The organism is Enterococcus pallens ATCC BAA-351 (genome assembly GCF_000407485.1).
Taxonomy (GTDB): domain Bacteria; phylum Bacillota; class Bacilli; order Lactobacillales; family Enterococcaceae; genus Enterococcus_A; species Enterococcus_A pallens.
In genome coordinates, this window is record NZ_ASWD01000003.1 from 783,648 (window position 1) to 803,739 (window position 20,092).

17 protein-coding genes are annotated in these 20,092 nt (G+C 42.4%); 3 read left to right on the forward strand and 14 right to left on the reverse strand.

What is annotated here, in order from left to right:
• Nucleotides 1–34 precede the first annotated feature (34 nt).
• From I588_RS16350 to I588_RS16365, 4 genes are all read right to left on the reverse strand, one after another.
• Nucleotides 35–943 (reverse strand): ParA family protein, encoded by a 909-nt coding sequence (locus I588_RS16350; RefSeq protein WP_010759874.1) that lies wholly within the window; start codon nucleotides 941–943, stop codon nucleotides 35–37.
• 85 nt (nucleotides 944–1,028) lie between these two features.
• Nucleotides 1,029–2,033 (reverse strand): nucleoid-associated protein, encoded by a 1,005-nt coding sequence (locus I588_RS16355; RefSeq protein ID WP_010759875.1) that lies wholly within the window; start codon nucleotides 2,031–2,033, stop codon nucleotides 1,029–1,031.
• Between the two features lie 65 nt (nucleotides 2,034–2,098).
• Nucleotides 2,099–2,773: an ABC transporter ATP-binding protein gene (locus I588_RS16360; RefSeq protein ID WP_010759876.1), complete on the reverse strand. Its 675-nt coding sequence runs from the start codon at nucleotides 2,771–2,773 to the stop codon at nucleotides 2,099–2,101.
• Nucleotide 2,774: 1 nt separating this feature from the next.
• Nucleotides 2,775–3,869, reverse strand: coding sequence for an ABC transporter permease (locus I588_RS16365; RefSeq protein WP_010759877.1), 1,095 nt, complete (start codon nucleotides 3,867–3,869; stop codon nucleotides 2,775–2,777).
• Nucleotides 3,870–4,083: 214 nt separating this feature from the next.
• Between I588_RS16365 and I588_RS16370 the strand changes: the two genes are divergently transcribed.
• Complete coding sequence (locus I588_RS16370; protein ID WP_010759878.1) at nucleotides 4,084–4,689, forward strand: TetR/AcrR family transcriptional regulator; 606 nt, start codon at nucleotides 4,084–4,086, stop codon at nucleotides 4,687–4,689.
• A gap of 57 nt (nucleotides 4,690–4,746) precedes the next feature.
• Here the strand turns inward: I588_RS16370 and I588_RS16375 are convergent, their stop codons facing one another.
• The 5 genes from I588_RS16375 to I588_RS16395 all read right to left on the reverse strand — a co-directional run bounded on the left by I588_RS16375 (nucleotide 4,747) and on the right by I588_RS16395 (nucleotide 11,738).
• Entirely contained in the window at nucleotides 4,747–5,463 is a 717-nt protein-coding gene (locus tag I588_RS16375) for an MIP/aquaporin family protein (RefSeq protein ID WP_010759879.1), read from the reverse strand.
• Nucleotides 5,464–7,296, reverse strand: coding sequence for a type 1 glycerol-3-phosphate oxidase (glpO, locus tag I588_RS16380; protein WP_010759880.1), 1,833 nt, complete (start codon nucleotides 7,294–7,296; stop codon nucleotides 5,464–5,466).
• Between the two features lie 17 nt (nucleotides 7,297–7,313).
• The gene (glpK, locus tag I588_RS16385; protein ID WP_010759881.1) at nucleotides 7,314–8,810 is read right to left on the reverse strand and encodes a glycerol kinase GlpK; all 1,497 of its coding nucleotides are present in this window, start codon (nucleotides 8,808–8,810) and stop codon (nucleotides 7,314–7,316) included.
• A gap of 161 nt (nucleotides 8,811–8,971) precedes the next feature.
• A complete protein-coding gene (locus tag I588_RS16390) occupies nucleotides 8,972–10,438 on the reverse strand; it encodes an AcpB/EbpR/MafR family transcriptional regulator (RefSeq protein WP_010759882.1) in 1,467 nt (488 codons plus the stop codon).
• Nucleotides 10,428–11,738 carry an NAD(P)/FAD-dependent oxidoreductase gene (locus tag I588_RS16395; protein WP_010759883.1) on the reverse strand — a complete coding sequence of 437 codons (1,311 nt, stop codon included), beginning with the start codon at nucleotides 11,736–11,738 and terminating at the stop codon, nucleotides 10,428–10,430. The genes I588_RS16390 and I588_RS16395 overlap by 11 nt, the downstream gene beginning before the upstream one ends.
• 207 nt (nucleotides 11,739–11,945) lie before the next feature.
• On the opposite strand from I588_RS16395, the gene I588_RS26480 reads away from it, so the two are divergent.
• Nucleotides 11,946–12,689 (forward strand): hypothetical protein, encoded by a 744-nt coding sequence (locus I588_RS26480; RefSeq protein WP_010759884.1) that lies wholly within the window; start codon nucleotides 11,946–11,948, stop codon nucleotides 12,687–12,689.
• An 86-nt stretch (nucleotides 12,690–12,775) separates the two neighbouring features.
• Here the strand turns inward: I588_RS26480 and I588_RS16405 are convergent, their stop codons facing one another.
• Both I588_RS16405 and I588_RS16410 read right to left on the reverse strand, forming a co-directional pair.
• The gene (locus I588_RS16405) at nucleotides 12,776–15,442 is read right to left on the reverse strand and encodes an ABC transporter permease (RefSeq protein ID WP_010759885.1); all 2,667 of its coding nucleotides are present in this window, start codon (nucleotides 15,440–15,442) and stop codon (nucleotides 12,776–12,778) included.
• Nucleotides 15,443–15,452: 10 nt separating this feature from the next.
• Nucleotides 15,453–16,154 carry an ABC transporter ATP-binding protein gene (locus tag I588_RS16410; protein ID WP_010759886.1) on the reverse strand — a complete coding sequence of 234 codons (702 nt, stop codon included), beginning with the start codon at nucleotides 16,152–16,154 and terminating at the stop codon, nucleotides 15,453–15,455.
• 150 nt (nucleotides 16,155–16,304) lie between these two features.
• On the opposite strand from I588_RS16410, the gene I588_RS16415 reads away from it, so the two are divergent.
• Nucleotides 16,305–16,853, forward strand: coding sequence for a TetR/AcrR family transcriptional regulator (locus I588_RS16415; protein ID WP_010759887.1), 549 nt, complete (start codon nucleotides 16,305–16,307; stop codon nucleotides 16,851–16,853).
• Nucleotides 16,854–16,888: 35 nt separating this feature from the next.
• On the opposite strand, the gene I588_RS26485 is transcribed toward I588_RS16415, so the two are convergent.
• The 3 genes from I588_RS26485 to I588_RS16430 all read right to left on the reverse strand — a co-directional run bounded on the left by I588_RS26485 (nucleotide 16,889) and on the right by I588_RS16430 (nucleotide 20,017).
• Nucleotides 16,889–18,289 carry a DUF4767 domain-containing protein gene (locus I588_RS26485; protein ID WP_010759888.1) on the reverse strand — a complete coding sequence of 467 codons (1,401 nt, stop codon included), beginning with the start codon at nucleotides 18,287–18,289 and terminating at the stop codon, nucleotides 16,889–16,891.
• A gap of 84 nt (nucleotides 18,290–18,373) precedes the next feature.
• On the reverse strand, nucleotides 18,374–19,717 hold the full coding sequence (locus I588_RS16425; RefSeq protein ID WP_010759889.1) for a PFL family protein: 1,344 nt from the start codon (nucleotides 19,715–19,717) through the stop codon (nucleotides 18,374–18,376).
• A gap of 30 nt (nucleotides 19,718–19,747) precedes the next feature.
• Nucleotides 19,748–20,017 carry an ACT domain-containing protein gene (locus tag I588_RS16430; RefSeq protein WP_010759890.1) on the reverse strand — a complete coding sequence of 90 codons (270 nt, stop codon included), beginning with the start codon at nucleotides 20,015–20,017 and terminating at the stop codon, nucleotides 19,748–19,750.
• Nucleotides 20,018–20,092: the final 75 nt, after the last annotated feature.

Here is a 20,092-nt window from a genome sequence, read left to right on the forward strand (position 1 = left end):
CTTGTACTTGTAAACTTATTTTACATAATTTTTCTTACAGATTCAAATCGGATAGCCTCTTTAGAAACTCTTTTGTGATTTTTGGGTACGTATTTTTCGATACATGTAAATTACCCAATTTATTTTCTGCAACGGCTCTAGTAATAGCTACATAATTGTTCGTAAAACTCTCAAATACATAAATACATTGATCAATATTTAGTTTACCCAATTCATTTCTTAACTTTTCAATCACTTCGTCATACCTAACCTGCCCCCGAATAAGTGTATAGAATATACCTATTAATTTAGGATTCTCGCCAAAATAATGTCTAAACAAATAAGCATCCTCATAGTCATTACAATACTTTGCATGGATTTTAGAAATCGTTCCGATATAATGCATGATACCTTTGGCACTAATCGAATCAACAATGGTAGGAATTAGATAACCATCGGAGATCATAAACGCGCTTTGAGTGATAATACTGCTGTTAGGCGGACAATCCATTAGTAAATAATCATAGTCTGGCAGTTTATCCTCGATATTCTGGATTAGTTTTGCCAATATAGAGAAGTATCGTATATCCTTTTCCATAGCCATATTCAGTTCATCTAAACCAACGTTTTCCCGATAATATAGACTTGATGCAATAAAATCTAACTTCTCTTCGTATTGACTAATCAAATAATTCAAATCAAATTGCAGTTCTAAGTTATAGCCCTTGCGCACATTATCAATCGAAAGATCGTAAACATAGTTCAGGGTTTGCTTGGGTTCAAGATATTCCAGTGAGCGTTCCTTGTCGTCCTTCTTAATACAAATCTCGCTGAGGGAACTTTGGGGATCTAAGTCCATCAGCAAAACCTTCTTTCCTAGATCCTTCAGGCACTTTCCTAAAAATAAGGTACTGGTTGTCTTGCCGACGCCGCCTTTGTAGTTGCCGATAAATATCTTTTTCATGTCATCCTCCTATTGTTGCTTTTGTTTCTCGTGTATAAGATACGCAAACGGGCGGCAAAATGATTTCAAAAAAAGCCATCAACCACTATAAGCGGTTAATGACTTCGTCAACATTTTTAATTGTAACGGAAATGGTGCCATCGGGGTTATTGATGAACTCGATCAGCTCTGGATTGCGATAGACTTCCAAAGGCACGATCAATTCGATTCCGTTAGAAAGCTTTAGTTTTTGTTTGCCATATTTCTTTTCGGTAATTTCTCTGACTTCGCGAGGCAACGGTGCTTGATCCACGTAGCCTTTTTCTACGACTTCTTCTTGAAAGGCTAATTGTGCTGAAATGTTGTCCTTGAAGACTCGTTGAGAAACTTCTTTGGCATCGATTTGTCCGTGTTCCTCCACGAGTTCATAAACGGCTTCCTTCACGTCAGCAACCACATCGTGCTTCGGATTTTCAAATTGGGAGCCAATCCGTTCGGCAACCTTTTTGATCACCTTGACACTTTCTTCTAACGAAGGGGCTGGTTCACTTTCGATGACATCTGTTGAAAAATATAAGCGTTTCTCCCCAGAGAAGGGATATTTCTTCTCGATGAGTTCAAAGCTCAAATTATCCAAATTTACGGTTAAGCCTTCGTCGGCCTTTTGGGTCTTGCCAGAAAGAATCGCTCTGTGTAAAATCAGCTCATTGTTTAAGCCGGCTTCGTTGGAGTCTACCAGATGGGTATAGCCTTCGTGATAGTTAACCTTCAAAAAGGCAATGTACAGCTGGGTGTCTTGTTCATACAGCGCCACAAATACATCGGCGCTAGGCGCTTCTTCACTTTCCTGATAGGCATTGTACCAGCGCTCCACGATTTTCTCACTGGATGGTAAAAAGTCGTGCTGAGCCTGACGACTAAGCTGGGCAAATTCAGAGTCCTCGGCTAAAATACCTGTTTTGGTTTGGGCCGATGACAGCTTTTGAATTTTTTTAATCAAGTATTCGCGAACGAATTCTTTAGTCAAATCCAGCTCCTGTTGGCTGTAAATGGGATTACCGGTTTCCCGGTCAATAATATGCAATGCTGCTTTTTTTAAATAGATATCCATGCTTTTCCTACTTCCTAATTGCTGACTTAGTCATCATACACAAGAAACAGGAAAATTGGCAAGTTTTATTTTTGAGAGACCAAAATACCATCTTCCATGCGGTAAATTTGATCACTCCACTGGGTCATTCGTTCATCATGGGTCACCATCACGATTGCCTTGTTGCGGCTATGGGCTTCTTTAGCCAATAGTTTTACTACATCAAAGGCATGATCGGAATCCAGGCTGGCAGTAGGTTCGTCCGCCAAGATCAAGCTAGGATCATTAAACAGCGAACGGGCAATCGCTACCCGCTGGCGTTCCCCACCAGATAAGGCCTTAGGAAATTGTTCTCGCAGCTCCCAAATATCAAGTGATTTTAACAGGTCTTCAATTTTATCCTGATTCTTTTGCTTTTCAATCCGTTCGACTAACTCGAATTGTTCCTGCACTTTAAGAAAAGGAATCAAATTAGAGCTTTGCAGGATAAAGCCGATTTCTTTGAATCGCGCTTTCGAACGTTCCTTTTCTCCCATGTGGGTAAAGTCTTGTCCATTGATCTCAATCGTTCCGCTAGTCGGTGTTTGCAGACCGCCGGCAATCGTTAAAAAGGTACTTTTTCCTGATCCAGAGGGTCCGATGATACTGATAAATTCACCGCCATGGACAGTGAAGTTGATGCCTTTTAGAGCCGTCACTTCTGTATGTCCTTGTCCGAACTTCTTCACGGTATCCTTCATGACTAAAATTTCGTTATCCATCTTATTCTCCTCCAATCGCGGTAACAGGATCGACCTTGGTCACAGTGCGAATGGAGAACAAACCGCCCACCATTGCTACAAGTACTAGAACGATACTGTAAATGCCCCACTCCAGCCAATCAACTGCAAAAGGCATGGCGTCTGGTAATACTAGACTCGTCAACTCACTAAACAGTACGGCTAATGCGACACCGACAATACCGACGATTAAGGATTGAGCCAAAATCGAACGAACCAAATAGCCGGTGGAAACGCCTTGTGCCTTCATAACACCAAAAATGGCCGTCTTTTGCAGAGTCATTACATACATGAAAATCCCAATGATGGCTGCAACAACTACAAACAAGAAGTAGATCATGGCATCCAGAGTTAATTTTTCAGGCTTATAGCCAGGTAGACTTTCCACAAAGTCATTGCTGGTTAGTTTTTGCATTTGCTTTTGACCATCGTTAGTGGTGATGGAGACTTGGCTAGGTGTTTCGTCTTTGACCACTACCGCACTGATTGGTTTTTGATCCTCACTGGCAAAAGGCTGAGCGCCATATTTCAACCCAGTGTAGCCATCCAAGTTCATATAAACAACCGGTGCGATCATGTAAGTTGTTGCTGGAACAATACCAACAATCTTGAATTCTTTTCCGGCGCCCAGTTTCACGGTTTGATTCAACTTAAAGCCGTCGTTTTCCAAGTTTTCTGAGATCACAATTTCGTCAGCGGCTTTAACGGAACGGCCGTCTTTGATTTTCGGTACGATAAAGCTGTCACTGTTTGCGCCAAAAATCGAAACGTTGGTTTTAGCATTACTATTGCTGCGCTCCATTGCTGATGAAAAAATTCCTACGGCTGTCTTATCCGAAGCTTTTACTCGATCCACATCACTGCGGGTCAATTGAGAAGCACTGGCAACTTTATTGCTGTCTTCGGATAAAATGACTGTTTTTGCCTGCCAGTCATCCACCGCTTGACGATTTCCTTGAGCCAATCCATTGGCTAATCCTGATAATATAAAGACTACATAGGCTACTAAAAACATGATGCCGATGATTAGTCCATAACGCAATTTTGAATAGCGTATTTCCTTCCATGCTAAATACATAAGGGATCTTCCTTTCTTTTACTTGTGCTATCTTACTCCCTTAGTGACACAATGTCACTTGATTTGCTCATGTGCTATACTAATAAAAAAGACTCCCTATTTTAGCCAATTGTTTATGCTGAAAAGAACAGAATTCCTTTAAGAAAAAGAATAAAAAGAAGCTATTTATCAAAATCGTGGTATGATACTTTCGTACAAGACAGGAGGAATCGCTTTGCCTAAGTCAACCTTTAATAATCTGCCAGCTGAACGGCAACAGCAGATTCGTGAACTGCTGCTGACCATTTTCTATGAGAAACCTGTCAGCCAGGTGAAGGTGAGTGAAATTGTGGCTGCATTGCAAATGTCCCGTGGTATTTTTTATAAATATTTTGAGGATTTGAACGATGCCTATGACTATATCATTCGCTATTATGCCGGCAAGGTTCACGGGGAAATTATTGAATATATCACTCATCATGAAGGAGATTTCTTCAAGGGAATCGAAGAATTTTTACTGCTGGCTGCTGGACTGAAGCCAGATGAGCTGCGCTATCGTGAGGTAGTGCTGCTGACTAAGAACAGCTATTTGTTCTCTTACCGCAATGAGGTGTCTCACGGATTAGAACTGTGGCAGGAAATTTTGGATAAGAATCAATTTGCCATTGACTCTCAAGAAGAAAGTATCAGCTTTTTGTACTTTTCTATGAAGCTGGTCATTGAATCCTTAACCGATCTACTGGCGAATCACTGGACAGAAGAGCAGCTGGTGAAGGATTTCCGTTTTAAGGCTCGCTGGCTGACGGAAGGGTTAAAAAAAGAAGACTTGCAAAAGGGGTAAACCACACACCCTTTTCGCAAGTCTTTTTCAATTAATTTATTTGTATGAATAGCATAATTAAACCATCACTTGATAAACCAATACTGCAATCACCGCTCCAAGCATTGGCCCAACAATTGGTACCCATGAATAAGCCCAATCAGAACCGCCTTTATTGGCTATTGGTAAAATGGCATGAGCAATTCGTGGCCCTAAATCCCGAGCCGGATTAATGGCATACCCAGTCGGTCCGCCTAGTGATAGACCAATGGCTAGGATCAAACCACCAACTGCTAAAACATTTACACCGCCAGCAAATTCATTTTGCGTAAAGGCTAGTAGTCCTAGGACTAAAATAAAGGTTCCTAAGATTTCGGTCATCACGTTTGCGGGATAATTGCGAATCGCTGGTGCGGTAGCAAAGGTTCCCAAAATAGCATCTTGGTCCTCTGTCACTGCCCAGTGCGGCAGGTATGCTAACCAAATTAATACAGCCCCGACAATCGCCCCTAGCATTTGAGCAATTATGAATGGAAAGACTAATCCAACTTCCAAATTACCAGTCATTGCCATAGCTACAGTAACCGCCGGATTTAAATGGGCAGGCCCCATAAATCCAGAAATGTACGCGGCCATTGCAACACCCATTGCCCAGCCAAAAGCAATAACAATCCAACCAGAACCTTGCGCTTTACTTTTGTTCAAATTGACTGCCGCACAGACTCCGCTCCCTAACACGATCAGAATCATTGTACCAATAAATTCACCGAAAATTGCTGCCATATCTCCTGTCATTTAGTTCACCCCTTCTTTCAATTCTGCCAAATCAGATTCGGCCACCACTGCATCCAATTCTTCCTGTTGTCTTTGTTTTTCTGCTTCATCCCAAGATAGATAGTCAGCCATTGCATCAACTACTGGCTGTCTTAATTCATCCAATGTGTCTCGTTCAAACAAAATATGATTCGTTCGGCGCATCAGATAATCAGCCGGTGTCAGAATCATTTCTGATTCCAGTGCATAACGCAAACGGCCAGATTCTGCTGCTGACAAGCCAGGGAATGGTTCCTCCTGAGCCAGTTTGAAAACTTCTTGCGCATTGGTTCCATAGAAATCGGCGATGTAGCGAGCCTCTTCTTCTGGCAAACCTGCTGAAACACCTTGCTTAGTCAGCATTTCTACATGTTCATTCACTTGCGTTGGGTCAAAGTGACCACCAGAAACCGGGTAATGCTGAGAATCAATTACTTCAATGTCCTGATTGTATTCATCCTTCAGGAGCTGCTGAATCAGTTTCATGGCTCCATTTGCCATCTTGCGATAATCAGTAATTTTCCCGCCAGATAAAGTTATTAAGCCATCCTCCTCTCGTTCCAAAGAGCTGCCGCGGGAAACTTGCGACGGGGACAGTTCTTTTTCTGCCCGGCTGCTCTCTAGATTGTTTAACACGTGCTCTACATCACCGCGAGATGCTTGATCGGCTTTGTAGCGTGAGACCACATCAATTACTTCATCAAAACTCTTTTCTGAAATTGAACCATTGTCGCCGCCATTGTAATCCGAACCTGCATTGCCGGTAAGCAGCGGTCGCAATCCAGCCCAGCTTGATTCAATATCATTTAAGGTTAAGTTCGCTTCAGGATAACGATGATTGATTACATCCAACAGGTAATCTACATCCTCTTGTGTTACCTTTGGATCTTCATAATCACCTGTATAATCCGTATCTGTTGTTCCAAAGTAGGTTTTATTTTCTCGCGGAATAGCAAAGACCATTCGGCCATCTTGTTTGCCGGTATCAAAATAGGTTGGTTGCGGAACTGGCAGTTTTTCACGATCTACTACTAAGTGAACCCCTTTAGTTGGACGCATTTTAGGTACTGCTGCCCGTTTGAAGTTCAGATTACGCACCTTATCTACCCAAGGACCGCTTGTATTAATGACTAATTTTGCCCGAATTTCAATCGTTTCGCCAGTTAGTAAATCGCGGGCCTTCACACCGACAATTTTTTCTTTTTCGTATAAGAAGCCTACTGCTTTCATTTTGCTGACCATATAGCCGCCGTCATCAGCTGCTTGCTTGATATTTTCAATCACTAGTCGTGAATCATTGTTGCGGAAATCTAGGTAAACGCCCGCCCCCTGCAGTCCTTCTTTTTTCAAATAGGGTTCCCGCTTCAGCACTTCCTCTGGGTCAATCACGTAATTTTCAAAAGAGGTACCATTAACATGAGCCAGTTGATCATACAGGTCCATCGCGATTTTTACTGAGAACATGTTGTAGGTTGTTGGGCCTTCGTCGTCATAAATTGGCAACAGCATTGGATCAGGCTTAGGAATATGAGGAGCAATTCCTTGAATAACAGCTCGCTCAGTTACTGTATCTGCTACCACCTCGACATCAAAATTTTTCAAATAGCGAATGCCGCCATGTACCAGCTTCGTTGAACGTGAAGACGTGCCTTCAGAAAAATCCTGCATTTCTATTAAGCCCGTTTTTACACCAGAAGCGGCAGCCTGCAAGGCCACCCCTGCTCCGGTTATTCCTCCGCCAATAATCAGCAGATCTAATTCTTCTTGTTGCATTGCTTGAATGGTTTCTTTTCGTGTATGAATTGAGAATGCCATGCTCTACGCTTCCTTTCTTATTTGAACGCTTGTGTTGCTGCGACGGCCTTCTTCCAACCGTTGTAAAGTTTTTCTCGTTCGTCTTCCTGCATCTTGCTTTCAAAAATCTTGCCGGCTTCATAGAACTCGCGAATTTCATCCGTGTCTTTCCAATAGCCAACCGCTAACCCTGCTAAAAATGCTGCTCCTAAAGCGGTGGTTTCTAGGTTTTGTGCTCGTTGAATAGGTGTATCTAAAATATCCGACTGAAACTGCATTAAGTATTCATTCTTGGCTGCTCCGCCATCCACCTTCAGTACGGGAATCTTGATTCCTGTATCCTGCTGCATCGTATCAACAATGTCGCGAACCTGGTATGCGATGGATTGCAAAGTAGCTTTAATAATATCGTCGCGAGTAGTTCCGCGAGTCAAGCCGAACATGGAACCTCGAGCTTCCTGATCCCAATAGGGTGCTCCTAGACCAACAAAGGCTGGTACCACATATACTTCGTTGTGATTTTTCGAACGCTTCGCTGCATCTTCTGATTCGCTGGCCTTCTTCATCATCTTCAAGCCATCCCGCAGCCATTGAATGGAGGAACCGGCAACGAAAATACTGCCCTCCAATGCATAGTAAATCTTGCCATTAATCCCATAGCCGATGGTCGTCAATAAATTGTTTTTCGACAGTTGAGGCGTTTCCCCCGTATTCATTACAATAAAGGAACCCGTCCCATAAGTATTTTTCACCATCCCTGGTTCAAAAGCCATTTGACCAAATAAGGCTGCCTGCTGATCGCCAGCCATTCCACTGATAGGCACTTCTGCTCCAAAGAAATGATAGCTCTGAGTGTGGCCATAAATTTCTGAATTGGAGCGGGCTTCTGGTAACATGGAACGAGGAATCTTTAATAAGTCCAAAATTTCTTGATCCCAATCCAGCTCGTTGATGTTGAAAAGCATCGTTCGGCTGGCATTAGAATAATCAGTCACATGAGCACCACCATCCGTTAACTTCCAAGTTAGCCAAGTATCGATGGTTCCAAATAATAATTCGCCTTTTTCCGCTCTTTCTTGTGCCCCATCTACGTGATCTAGAATCCAGCGAATCTTGGTAGCAGAGAAATAGGCATCAATAATTAAGCCTGTTTTCTCATGAATAAAATCGCTGTACCCGTCTTCTTTTAATTTGTTCGCTAACGGTGCTGACTGGCGAGATTGCCACACCACCGCATGATAGATTGGATGTCCGGTTTCTTTGTCCCAGATTACGGTTGTTTCTCGCTGATTGGTAATTCCAATACCTACAACCTGATCCGGTTTAATCCCCGATTCAATAAAAGCCCCAGCAATGACCGACTGCACTGAATTCCAAATTTCGTTCGCATCATGCTCCACCCAGCCGTCTTTCGGAAAGTATTGAGCAAATTCCTTTTGCGAGCTGCCGATTTGGCGACCTTTTTTATCATAAATAATTGCCCGTGAGCTGGTGGTTCCTTGGTCAATCGCCATAATGTAAGTTTCTGCTGTCATCATGTTTCCCCCTTATAATTTGCAACCGTTTTCTTTCAACTGTATTTATCATACAACGCTTTCAAAAATGCAAACTGTCAAAATCAAGCAAATTTTTATTTTCTATGATAGTTTTGACTAAGACAGCTACAGCCTCAAGGTATTGAGACCGCTTAAAAAAATTAGACATTGGTCTTTTTTAAACGGTCAATCCACCCTTTGATCGTTTCAAGATCATAAGCAGAAGCAAATTCTGAGAGACGGTAAATTAACGGCTGGCCAATATAAGCCTGCTGCTTTGCGCGATTTGTCAGGATCATATCGTAGCTGCGGTCGGCCTGATAAACCTCGATTTGGACCCCGATGATTGGTCGCAATGCAGCAATTAACAGCTGATAAAAGGGCTCTTTCCAAACACCTGTCAAATCAATCCCGATTTTGACATTGTCCATCAAATAAAAATCAATCATCGACAGCACACTAGCATAGTTTTGCGGCAGACTTAAATGCAGGCCATTGATTGGATTAAAGGGTTGCTTCATTTGCTTTAGCGCAAGCTCTGTCAGCTGATCGATTAACTGGCTAAGAGCTGAGCCCAGCAAACGCTTTTGCTGATTCAGCAGGTGATCACGCTGGTATTGTTCTATTTTCCCTTGAAAAAAGTAAAGCTCATTATGTATGCGCGCCAGATGATAGCCGATTTTCTTTTCCATTTCAATCGGAAGTCTTCGCGGCCGATAATGCAGCAGCAATGTTTCTCGCACATACACGTCTACAACAGCAGTGGGCAGCTTTTTGCTGCGCAACAATTCAAAATGATAGGCATCGTCTTCTTCCAACAGATAGTTAGAAACAAAAAACGCATAGAAAATCATACTTTCGCTTTGAGTAACCTCCAGCGATGTCCGACTAAAATACAGGGTTACAACGTGATCAATCTTCTTATAAAGCGCATTTTCTAAAAATGGCCGTATTTGTTGTTGAATTTTTTTGTTTTGCGTTTTCTTAACCATCAACCGCTTACGGGTAATGCCTAGCCAACGGGAAATTTTTACTACAGCCTCTTGAGAGAAACGCGTTTCTAAGACTTGCTCCAGGGCATGAATAAAGCTTTGATTTTCCGAGGTTATTTGCATGTAAGCCGGTAACTTATTCGGTAAAAAACGATAGACTTGATCATAAAAATAGCGAATCTGGGCTTCTTCTCCTTGCCACTGACCATTTTTAATCTGCAATCCAAATTCGGCCAGTAACCGATTCAGCTCTTTGATCTTGCGAAAAATAGATGACTCGCTAACCATAAACTCATTGACCAGCTGTACAATCGTAAACTCCTTGTGCTGCAATAAAAAGTCTAAGATTTGAAAATGGATACTCTCAGCAGTAAACAGCTCCACTACGTCCATCAAATTGTATGCTGCCGGCAGCTCCACTACTAGGTCGCTTCCCTCATACAACAGCTTTAAGGGGATTTGCGACACTTGACATACATATTCCAAGTCACTAACATACTGTTCAAAGGCGTTGCGGGACAACCCCACCACCTTACGCAAGTCGGCAGCGGAAACACGTCCTCCTTGCAGAATCAGTTGCCGTAAAATCATCAGCTGCAGTTGCTCTTTTTTCTCTAACAACTGTTCAATCCTCATACGGATCCTCGATTCTAGCCATCAAGGGCTGAGGAAGATTAAGCGCCGGATGGAAAAATTCCTCACTTTGCTGCAGCTGCTGGATCGTTTGCTTTAAGCGAATGGCCTCTGCAAAACGATTTAGAATTTCCAGTACAGGAGCTGTGCTTACTATTTGAGCTCCAACCAGCTGGTGAGTTTGCTCATCAACCAGTAATTTGATTCGTTGTTTTTCCTTAGTGAAAAGATTGATCGGCAGCTCCAAGGTTTGGGTTCTTAAGGGTGCAGAATAAAAGATCCCTTCACTTTCAGTTAAACCCGTACTGCCTAAATAATAACCAAATAAATAATTGCCGATTGTTCGCAGAGTTCCAGAATCTTCTTCTTTTAGCCCCGCTAAATTAGCTGCTGCCAGCTTAGCCGTGCGGATCGCGTTGTTAACTAAAGAAATATACATCGCCTCACCAGTCGGCTGAAAAATCACCTGTACAGCATCCCCTACTGCGAAAACATTGGGACGGCTGGTCTGCATCCAGCGATCCACCTGAATTGTTCCATCATCATTGAGGTTCAAGGTGTCGTCCCATAAGCTATTGTCAGGACGTGTACTAGTAGCTACTAACACTAGATCAACCGTTTCCTGCTCGTTGGCAGTAATCAATGTTACTTGATCGTTTTTTTCCTGCAGCTCTTGTACATAGGCATTCAAGTGCAGCTGTACACCGGCCGCGGCAGCTGATTTGGTCAGTGGTGCTGCCATCTCAGCATCCAAATAACGAAAGAGCAGCTGCGAACTGCTTTCAAATAAATGGACCTGTTTGTTTGCATGGATTAAGCCCTCAGACAGCTCCAAGCCCACCTGACCACCGCCAATTACCGCGATCTTTTGAACCGTGGGCAGCCATTCCAGCAATACTTCGGCTTCACTTTTTTTCTTAAAACGCAAAATACGTGACGGAGCTTCTCCAGCTTCACCGCCATAACGGGAATATTGACCTGAACCGGTTGCAATAATTAACCGATCATAGGAAACGATTTCATTGTCAGCCAACTGTAATTGGTTGCCCTCCATTAATCCGACGACAGCTCGATTGCAGCGTACATCAATTTGATATTCCTCCTGCAACTGCCGTGCGGACATCCAAGACAGCTGATCCAGATTTGTAATTTTCCCCTGCAGCAGCAAGGACAAGCTTCCAGAAATATACCCAATCTCCGACTGCTTTTCCAATAACACAATTTCAGCTTGTGGATAATATGTGCGGCTAGTAATGGCTGCCTGTATCCCTGCAAACGAACCACCAATAATGACGATCTTCATCTAGCATTTCCCCATTTCTGCTTCTATATTTATGATACCATGAGAAATAAAAATCGCCCATGTAAAACCCTTTATCATTAGATAAGAAAAGAAGGGGGATTTTAACGTGTATTGTATTAGTTATTTCTCTCATTTTTTTCAATAATAGAATTTGAATAAAAATTTTTGATATACTAGTAGTATCAAGAAAAAGGACGGAGAGTTAGAATGAAAAAGTTATTTATCAAAGGAGCATTTTTAGTGGGCATGTTAGCAGCAACATCTTTTTCAGCACATAGTGAAGCTGCAACCACGGATATGCATCGTGTGTACAATCCAAATAGTGGGGAACACTTTTACACACAAAATGGTGTAGAAAAGGATATCTTAGTAAAAGCAGGTTGGAGATATGAAGGTGTAGGCTGGTTTGCACCTCAATCTGGTAATCCTGTTTATCGTGTCTATAATGCAAATGCTGGAGACCATCATTATACAGTTGACTGGAATGAAAAAGAAGCTCTTGTCAAAGTTGGATGGAAATACGAAGGTATAGGCTGGTATTCTGATGCTAAAAAGACAATTCCTCTTTACCGTGCCTATAACCCAAATGCTAAAGCAGGCAGCCATAATTACACAGTGAACGCTAATGAACAAAAGATGCTACTAAGTGCAGGTTGGAGAGAGGAAGGAATTGCTTGGTACGGTACAAATCGAGACTCAACTGATCCAATAGCAATTAGTCCAATAGGGAACAGCGGCGTTTTTGTATTAACTTCAAATGAAGCCCATGCTGCTGTTATTGCCTTTTTGACTGATCAAAATTCTCCATGGTATAGCGCTAATGGTATTAATGGAAACAAAAATCACGCTTGGCTTGGAAAAATCCGAGAAGTCCAGATGTCCGATGGTTCTACAAGATATACTGTAGACTTCATTTTATATGATAAAGAAAATAATGTAGAAGTTAAATAATAAAAATGAAAATACTGAATCAAACTTTGAATTAAACGAGAAAACCACCGGAGAATAAATTCTGCAAAATTCTCCGGTGAAGTTGGTTATTCATTGGATTTTAAGGCATCAATCATGTTAATATGCTTCAGCTTGCGATGAGTGACTGCCATAACAATCAAGGTAAAGACAATCGTCAGTCCACCGGAAATGACATAGGCCGTCCAGTGAATGACAAGTGGAAAAATGACATTTTCCATTGAAGCCTGCCGCAGGATAAAGGCGGTCAGCACATAGCCGACACCGTAACCAACCACGATTCCCAGTAACGTGAAAATCACGTTTTCCCGAAAAATATACATGGTGACTTCCTTGTCAAAGAAGCCCAGCACCTTAATTGTCGACAGCTCGCGAATACGTTCTGAAACATTGATATTGGTTAAGTTGTACAATACAACAAAAGCCAATAAACCCGACAAGACCACGAAAATCAATACAATGGCATCTAAATTAGCCATGGAATCCTCTTGAGCTTGTATCTGCTGTGATACAAAGGAGGTGTTTACCACATGGCCGCTCGCCAGCAGATCCTCTGACAGCTGATTCTCCTGTGCTTCAGTCATTTTTCCAGTTTGCAGGAAATAGGCATTCGGCTGATAACGCTCTTTTGTCACTTGCTGATAGTATTCCCGAGACAGGTACAAAAAGCTGCCCAAATAATTTTCAACAATGTGACTGATTTTCAGTTGAATTGGCTGCTGCTGACTATCATAAATCGTCACGCTGTCACCTTCACTTAGATCAAAAAGTTCAGCCAGCTTCTCAGTAATCGCCGCTCCTTGGTCATCCAGCTGAACCCTTTGTCCTTCCAGATTCGTTAGATGAACATAGTCAGCAAACTTTTTATTATCTTGCGGTACCATCATTGTCAGCTGCTGAGTTCCCTGACCGCTTTGGCGCATTTCAACAGCTTCATTAAAGCTAGGCAAAGAAGCTGTTACTTGTCCGTCTTGATCAAATACTGTTTCAACCGTTTGTCGATCAGCTGGATTATCCGCATCATCGGATAGGGTGACGATTCCTTGATAATCAATGATTGGTCCAAATTGTTTAGCAGTAACTGAGCTTAATGAATCCTTCAGACCCACTCCGGCAACCATCAAACCGGCACAACCGGAAATTCCGATAATCGCCATCACCATCCGAGACTTGTAGCGTAAAAGGTTGCGGTAGCTGACCTTTTGATTAAAGCTCAAACGGGACCATAACGGCTTAATGTATTCCAAAAAGATTCGTTTTCCCGGCTTTGGCGCTTTAGGCTGCAGCAGCTGAGCTGGTTTTTCTCTCAAATCCTTCATGAGAACCAGTAAGGCTGATCCTAAACTAGCTATCACAAAAGCAATCGCTGCCTGAATAATCGGACGTGGTAAATAATAAACATGCACCTGATCAAAGTTGTAGCGTTCACTGGACAAGGCGAAAATAATTCGCGGCAAGGCCTCTGTTCCAGTCACGCTTCCTAATAAAATCCCAAGTGCTGCAGCAGATAAGGCATAGATGAAATACTTTTTAGAAATCTCAAACTTGCTGTAGCCTAAAGCCTTCAAAGTACCAATCTCCCGGCGATTTTCTTCAACCATCCGAGTCATGGTGGTGAAGGTAATCAAGGCCGCTATAAAGAAAAAGAAGACTGGAAATACGTTGGCAATCGCTGCAATTCGTTCCGAAAGGTCACCGTATTCTTGGAAACCAGGATTATCAGAGCGCAGATGGAAAGAATAGCTGGGCTCCTTCAAGTCCGCCAAGGTTTGTTCCTGTTCCTCAATTTTGGATTGAGCCTCCGTCAACTGCTGGCGGTTTTCTGTCAGTTGTATTTGAGCTGCTGATAATTGTGCCCGTTGTTCAGCTGGCAGCTGTGCTGCAAAGGCCTGCTGCTGGTCCAGCTGTGCTTGAGCTTGGTCCAGCTCTGCTAATCCATCACTTACTTTGGTTTTTTCTGGATCTATTTCAGCCTGCGCGTCGGAGCGGATTTCTGTCAGCCGTTCTTGCGGACGCTCAACAAAAAGTTTCTCCAGGTCTTTTCGATTATCTTCCATGATGTCTTCGTACTCACTGCCATAGGTTTCCAGTCCTTGAGTATTCTTGAAGGTTAGATAGAAAATACCATAGACGTCAGCTTTGAACTGGGCTTTCGGCACGTAAGCAAAATAACTTACCTGTCCGTTGCCAACGTTAGAAAGTCCCCGTTCACTCGTGCCGATAAAAATCGGTGAATTAGCAAAACCGACAATTTTGTAGCTGTTTGTCTTCAGTTGATCCTTGTCATCTATTTTATACGTGTCATTTAGCTGATAGCCATCGTCTTTGGCTTTGGTATCCAATACAATTTCATTGTTTTTCTCGGGTAAACGGCCTTCAGTTACAACTAATTGATTTTGTTTTTGCTGCGGATCGTAGGAGAAGACTTGAACAACTTCATTTTTGTCTGGATTGGCGTAAAAGAACTGATAGCCAAGCTCAACCTTGGCCCCTTCAAGCTTTTTCGCCTGAGTCAGATCCTCCTCTGTCAGTCCGCCAGTAGATACGATCTGCAAATCCGACAGCTCGTGACGGTCTACATAACGACTGGCTGAGGAATTCAAAATTGGACCTGCTGCTTTGATTCCCACAAACAGCATCGTTCCTAATAAAATAATCAAGATAATCGCGATAAAACGGCCCTTCGAATAGGCTATTTCCCGCAGACTGGCTTTTAAGTAGGTTTTATTTTTCATACGCTCTCCCCTACCATGTAATCTCATCAATTGAAATAGGATGTTCATTGACCTCAACCGAACGTACCTTGGCATCATTGATGCGAATCACTCGGTCAGCCATTGGAGCCAACGCTGAATTATGGGTAATAATTAAGACGGTGTTGCCTTGAACGCGGCTGGCATTTTGCAAGAGCTTGAGGATTTGCTTACCCGTCTCAAAATCCAGTGCTCCAGTTGGTTCGTCACACAAAAGCAGCTTCGGATTTTTAGCTAAAGCTCGAGCAATCGAAACCCTTTGCTGTTCACCGCCAGACAATTGCGCTGGAAAATTGTTCAAGCGATGATCCAACCCTACCTGCTTCAAGACCTCCTCAGGATCTAGTGCTTTAGGAGAAACCTCGGTTGCCAGCTCAACATTTTCTTTTGTCGTTAAATTCGGCACTAAATTATAAAATTGAAAAACAAATCCCACATCTTCACGGCGATAGGCAGTCAATTGTTTATCATTAAACTGAGCTATATCGGTGCCGTCAATTAAAATCTTACCCTCGTCTGGTGCATCCATGCCGCCTAAAATATTTAATACGGTAGATTTTCCGGCACCACTAGGACCTAAAATCACGGCTAGCTCCCCTTTTTTTATGTTAAAGGACAGATCGTCATTAGCTGTAATGACAGATTCTCCCATTTTATAACGTTTGGATACATGTTGGACTTCTACATAATTCACTTTATGACCTCCATTAATTGAACAGCTGTTGCTTTTTTAGTCTGTTGTTAGTATACTAGGCAACATTCCAAAGGACAAGAAACAAAACTAAAATGCCTGTCATTAAAGCGACAGTTTTAATTGAAATGTTGAAAGAAAGCAGGAGAAAAGATGGTAGGAATAGCCAATAATCGGCGCACGATTTATACGAAAAATTCTATTCGGGAAGCCTTTTTAACCTTGTTAACACAAAAAGACTTAGAAAAAATCACTGTAAAAGAAATTACTCAGCTAGCCGATATTAATCGAGGGACCTTTTACAAATATTATAAAGATGCCTTTGATCTGCTGCAGAAGATTGAAGAAGAAACTATGGAGGATTTGTTGGCGGATATTCAGTTAAACAGTCAGCCAATTGAAAAATGGTTGACCACTCTGCTGCAAAAAATTCAGCAGCGGCCAGAGGTACGTATTCTGGTGCTGGGCAATCATCAAAGCAATTTCTTATCGCCCTTGTTGGAGCGGATTAAACCAGAAGCCTTCCAGCATTTTTCCCAGTATTTTCCAGAAGCTTCAACGGTAGAAAAAGAGCTCTATTTGTCCTATTTTGTCGAAGGCTCAGTGGGCTTAATTGTTCGCTGGCTAAGAGATTATGAAAGTATGAGTGCTGCGGCTATCAGCAAACTGCTATTGAATGTTTTCAAGACTGAGATCTACTAAAAAACGGCTCCCACTTTGATTGTGGGAAGCCGTTTTTAATTTAGCAATTCTTTTAATTTCGCCTGGGCATCCGCATCTTCAGAAACAGCGAAGGTTTTAGTGGGACCGTATTGTCCTTTGGTACCATCATCTTCCAGTTCGCCAATCAGGTCTCTGTCTGTTTCATGATCCGGCATATAGGTACCTTCATATACTTTGCCATTATCACCTAATAGATAAATATGGACTGGTTGACTTCGATCCAAATTAATATGGTAACTATCAGCTATGGTCCCGTTCTCTGCTTTTTGATCCAAGCCTACCGTGCCATCTTTAGAAGTGTAAAATACACAGCCACCAATAATGTGAGTTTTAAATGCTGCCGCACCTGGGTTTCTGTTGTCCTGCAATTGAACATCACCATCTGGAGTCTGAGCATACCAATCACCCATACCAGCAGCTCCGTGTGTAAAGTATTGGCTGGATATTGCCATACCACCCAGTTCAGCACGCTGAATCGCCCAGTCTAAAAAGGCTTGATTGATTTCAACTTGAGAAAGCTGTTTCTTAGCTTGTCCCGAAGATTGATAGCCTTTCGTATTGGCAACAATCGCTGCAAAGCCATTTTTTACATCCTGGTTTTCCGTTTCATCAAAGTACAATAAATTTTCATTATTTCCTTGATTTTGCATGGTCACATAAACCTTTGGCTGACCATTATCAATGATAAACAGGTAGAGATGCTTATCCAGATAGCCGCCATGAGCAGCATCAGAATAAACAGCTACTAAATGGCGCCCTTGCTTACTAGTAACTTCCTTAGTTAAAGAAAGGTTCGCTTGCTTTCCATCAAGCGCAGCCCGAGCAATTACGTCGTTAGGAATACTCATGCCGTAAAAATCACCAATTGCTCCATTCGAATAGTTTTCATACTTCTGACCCATAGCTGAGCCCCATTGTGCCATAAAACCTTCCAAGGCCTGGCCTTTTTCTTGATTCCACAAGCTCGTTGATTGAACAGTCGTATCAGAGGTTGCCGTTGATTCTTCAGTAGACTCCTTTTCGCTGCCCCATTGCTCCCGTTGTTTGGAGCGAGCCGCTTGATAGACCTCTTCCAGTTCTTTATGAACAATCACATTCTTGCTCTTCCGCAAGTCCGAAGAGCCTAGACGCTCGATCACTTTACGATAGTTCTCTTGGTCAATTAATTTATTGACTGTAATTAATAAGTTTACCCCTGCCTTATCATCTTCGACCGATTGCTTATCCTGCTTGGTTTCCACCGCCAACGCTTGATCGTACGCCTCAATTGCTTCAGGATATTTCTGCTCCTTAACCAGCTTTTCTGCCTGCTGTACATGCTTATCAAAGGTCGCTTCGTCAGTTGTATTTGTTTGCTTGCTGCAGCCTGTTACTATAAAAAACAGACATGCGACAAGGCCAATCCACTTTCGCATATTCTCGCCTCCCACCCTATTCTCTCAAAAAGGTGAAAGGAAAACAATCAAAAAAAGAAAGCCGCTAGGGCCTTCTTTAGTGGATTAATTTTTAAAGGAATGAATCGGTGCCGGAATCCGTCCGCCACGGGCTACAAAGTCAGCTGATCCAGCCGGATTTACCTTCATAACCGGTGCACGACCCAACAAACCGCCGAACTCAACGGTGTCGCCTATTTTAGTACCGGCTGCTGGAATAATTCGAACAGCCGTCGTTTTGTGGTTGATAACCCCAATCGCTGCTTCATCTGCAATCATAGCAGAGATGCTGGCTGCTGGTGTATCGCCAGGAATAGCAATCATATCCAAACCAACGGAACAAATCGCTGTCATTGCTTCTAATTTTTCAATATTCAAGGAACCATTGTTTACTGCATCAATCATACCAGCATCCTCAGAAACTGGAATGAATGCGCCCGATAATCCGCCAACATGGTTGCAGGCCATTACCCCGCCTTTTTTCACTGCATCGTTCAACAGTGCCAAAGCAGCAGTTGTTCCGTGTGTCCCAACTGTTTCCAGACCCATTTCTTCCAATACGTGAGCAACTGAATCACCAACAGCAGGTGTTGGTGCCAAGGATAAATCAACAATTCCAAATGGAACATCCAAACGTTCAGAGGCTGCCCGACCAACTAATTGACCCATGCGGGTAATTTTGAAGGCCGTTTGCTTCACTACTTCAGCCACAACGTCAAAAGGTTCTCCTTTGACTTTTTCTAAGGCCCGTTTAACGACACCAGGTCCGCTCACGCCAACGTTAATTATACAGTCAGCTTCTCCGACGCCATGGAAAGCACCAGCCATAAATGGATTGTCCTCCACTGCATTGGCGAAGACTACTAATTTCGCACAGCCTAAGTCAGAAGCCGCTGCTGTTTCCTTAATGATCTCACCCATGTGTCTTACAGCATCCATGTTAATCCCCGCTTTGGTCGAACCGATATTAACTGATGAGCAGACAAAATCAGTCTCAGCCAAGGCCTGAGGAATTGAATCAATCAAAATTTTATCGCCTTTTTGGTAGCCTTTTTCAACTAACGCAGAGAATCCGCCGATAAAATCAACCCCGACTTCCTTTGCTGCACGGTCTAAGGTTTTCGCATATTTCACATAGTCAGTGTCTTCACTAGCCGCTGCGATGATCGCGATGGGTGTTACAGAAATACGTTTGTTGATAATCGGAATACCATACTCAGATTCAATGGACTGGCCGACCTGTACTAAGTTCTTTGCTTTAGTTGTAATTTTTTGATAGATTTTTTCACAGGCTTTTTCACTGTCGCTGTCAATACAATCTAACAATGAAATACCCATCGTAATCGTACGAATGTCTAGATTTTCTTCTTCAATCATTCGGATGGTTTCTAATATTTGATTGGTTTCCATGTAGCCCCTCCTGTTTTGGTTAAAAAATTCCTATAATTTGTGCATTGTGTCAAAAATTTCTTGATTTTGCACACTGATTTTGACTCCCAATGTTTTGCCTAATTGATGAAGCTCTTCACGGATATCATCAAATTCTTTGTTAGCACTGGTTAAATCAGTTAACATCATCATAGTAAAATAGTCATCCATGATTGTTTGAGATACATCTAAAATATTCACTTCAAGCTCAGCTAATTTTTGACTGACACCTGCGATAATTCCTACTTTGTCTTTTCCAATAACGGTAACGATGCCGCGCATAATAATCCCTCCAAATTGATTTTTCTCATTATAGCACAATCTTTAGAAAGAGATGAGGGAATCGTGAATCTTTTT

What these genes read in the sequence shown, in the direction of transcription:
- I588_RS16350 (WP_010759874.1), bottom strand. Translation starts at nt 943, where the DNA reads ATGAAAAAGATATTTATCGGCAACTACAAAGGCGGCGTCGGCAAGACA.
- I588_RS16355 (WP_010759875.1), bottom strand. Translation starts at nt 2,033, where the DNA reads ATGGATATCTATTTAAAAAAAGCAGCATTGCATATTATTGACCGGGAA.
- I588_RS16360 (WP_010759876.1), bottom strand. Translation starts at nt 2,773, where the DNA reads ATGGATAACGAAATTTTAGTCATGAAGGATACCGTGAAGAAGTTCGGA.
- I588_RS16365 (WP_010759877.1), bottom strand. Translation starts at nt 3,869, where the DNA reads ATGTATTTAGCATGGAAGGAAATACGCTATTCAAAATTGCGTTATGGA.
- I588_RS16375 (WP_010759879.1), bottom strand. Translation starts at nt 5,463, where the DNA reads ATGACAGGAGATATGGCAGCAATTTTCGGTGAATTTATTGGTACAATG.
- glpO (WP_010759880.1), bottom strand. Translation starts at nt 7,296, where the DNA reads ATGGCATTCTCAATTCATACACGAAAAGAAACCATTCAAGCAATGCAA.
- glpK (WP_010759881.1), bottom strand. Translation starts at nt 8,810, where the DNA reads ATGACAGCAGAAACTTACATTATGGCGATTGACCAAGGAACCACCAGC.
- I588_RS16390 (WP_010759882.1), bottom strand. Translation starts at nt 10,438, where the DNA reads ATGAGGATTGAACAGTTGTTAGAGAAAAAAGAGCAACTGCAGCTGATG.
- I588_RS16395 (WP_010759883.1), bottom strand. Translation starts at nt 11,738, where the DNA reads ATGAAGATCGTCATTATTGGTGGTTCGTTTGCAGGGATACAGGCAGCC.
- I588_RS26480 (WP_010759884.1), top strand. Translation starts at nt 11,946, where the DNA reads ATGAAAAAGTTATTTATCAAAGGAGCATTTTTAGTGGGCATGTTAGCA.
- I588_RS16405 (WP_010759885.1), bottom strand. Translation starts at nt 15,442, where the DNA reads ATGAAAAATAAAACCTACTTAAAAGCCAGTCTGCGGGAAATAGCCTAT.
- I588_RS16415 (WP_010759887.1), top strand. Translation starts at nt 16,305, where the DNA reads ATGGTAGGAATAGCCAATAATCGGCGCACGATTTATACGAAAAATTCT.
- I588_RS26485 (WP_010759888.1), bottom strand. Translation starts at nt 18,289, where the DNA reads ATGCGAAAGTGGATTGGCCTTGTCGCATGTCTGTTTTTTATAGTAACA.
- I588_RS16425 (WP_010759889.1), bottom strand. Translation starts at nt 19,717, where the DNA reads ATGGAAACCAATCAAATATTAGAAACCATCCGAATGATTGAAGAAGAA.
- I588_RS16430 (WP_010759890.1), bottom strand. Translation starts at nt 20,017, where the DNA reads ATGCGCGGCATCGTTACCGTTATTGGAAAAGACAAAGTAGGAATTATC.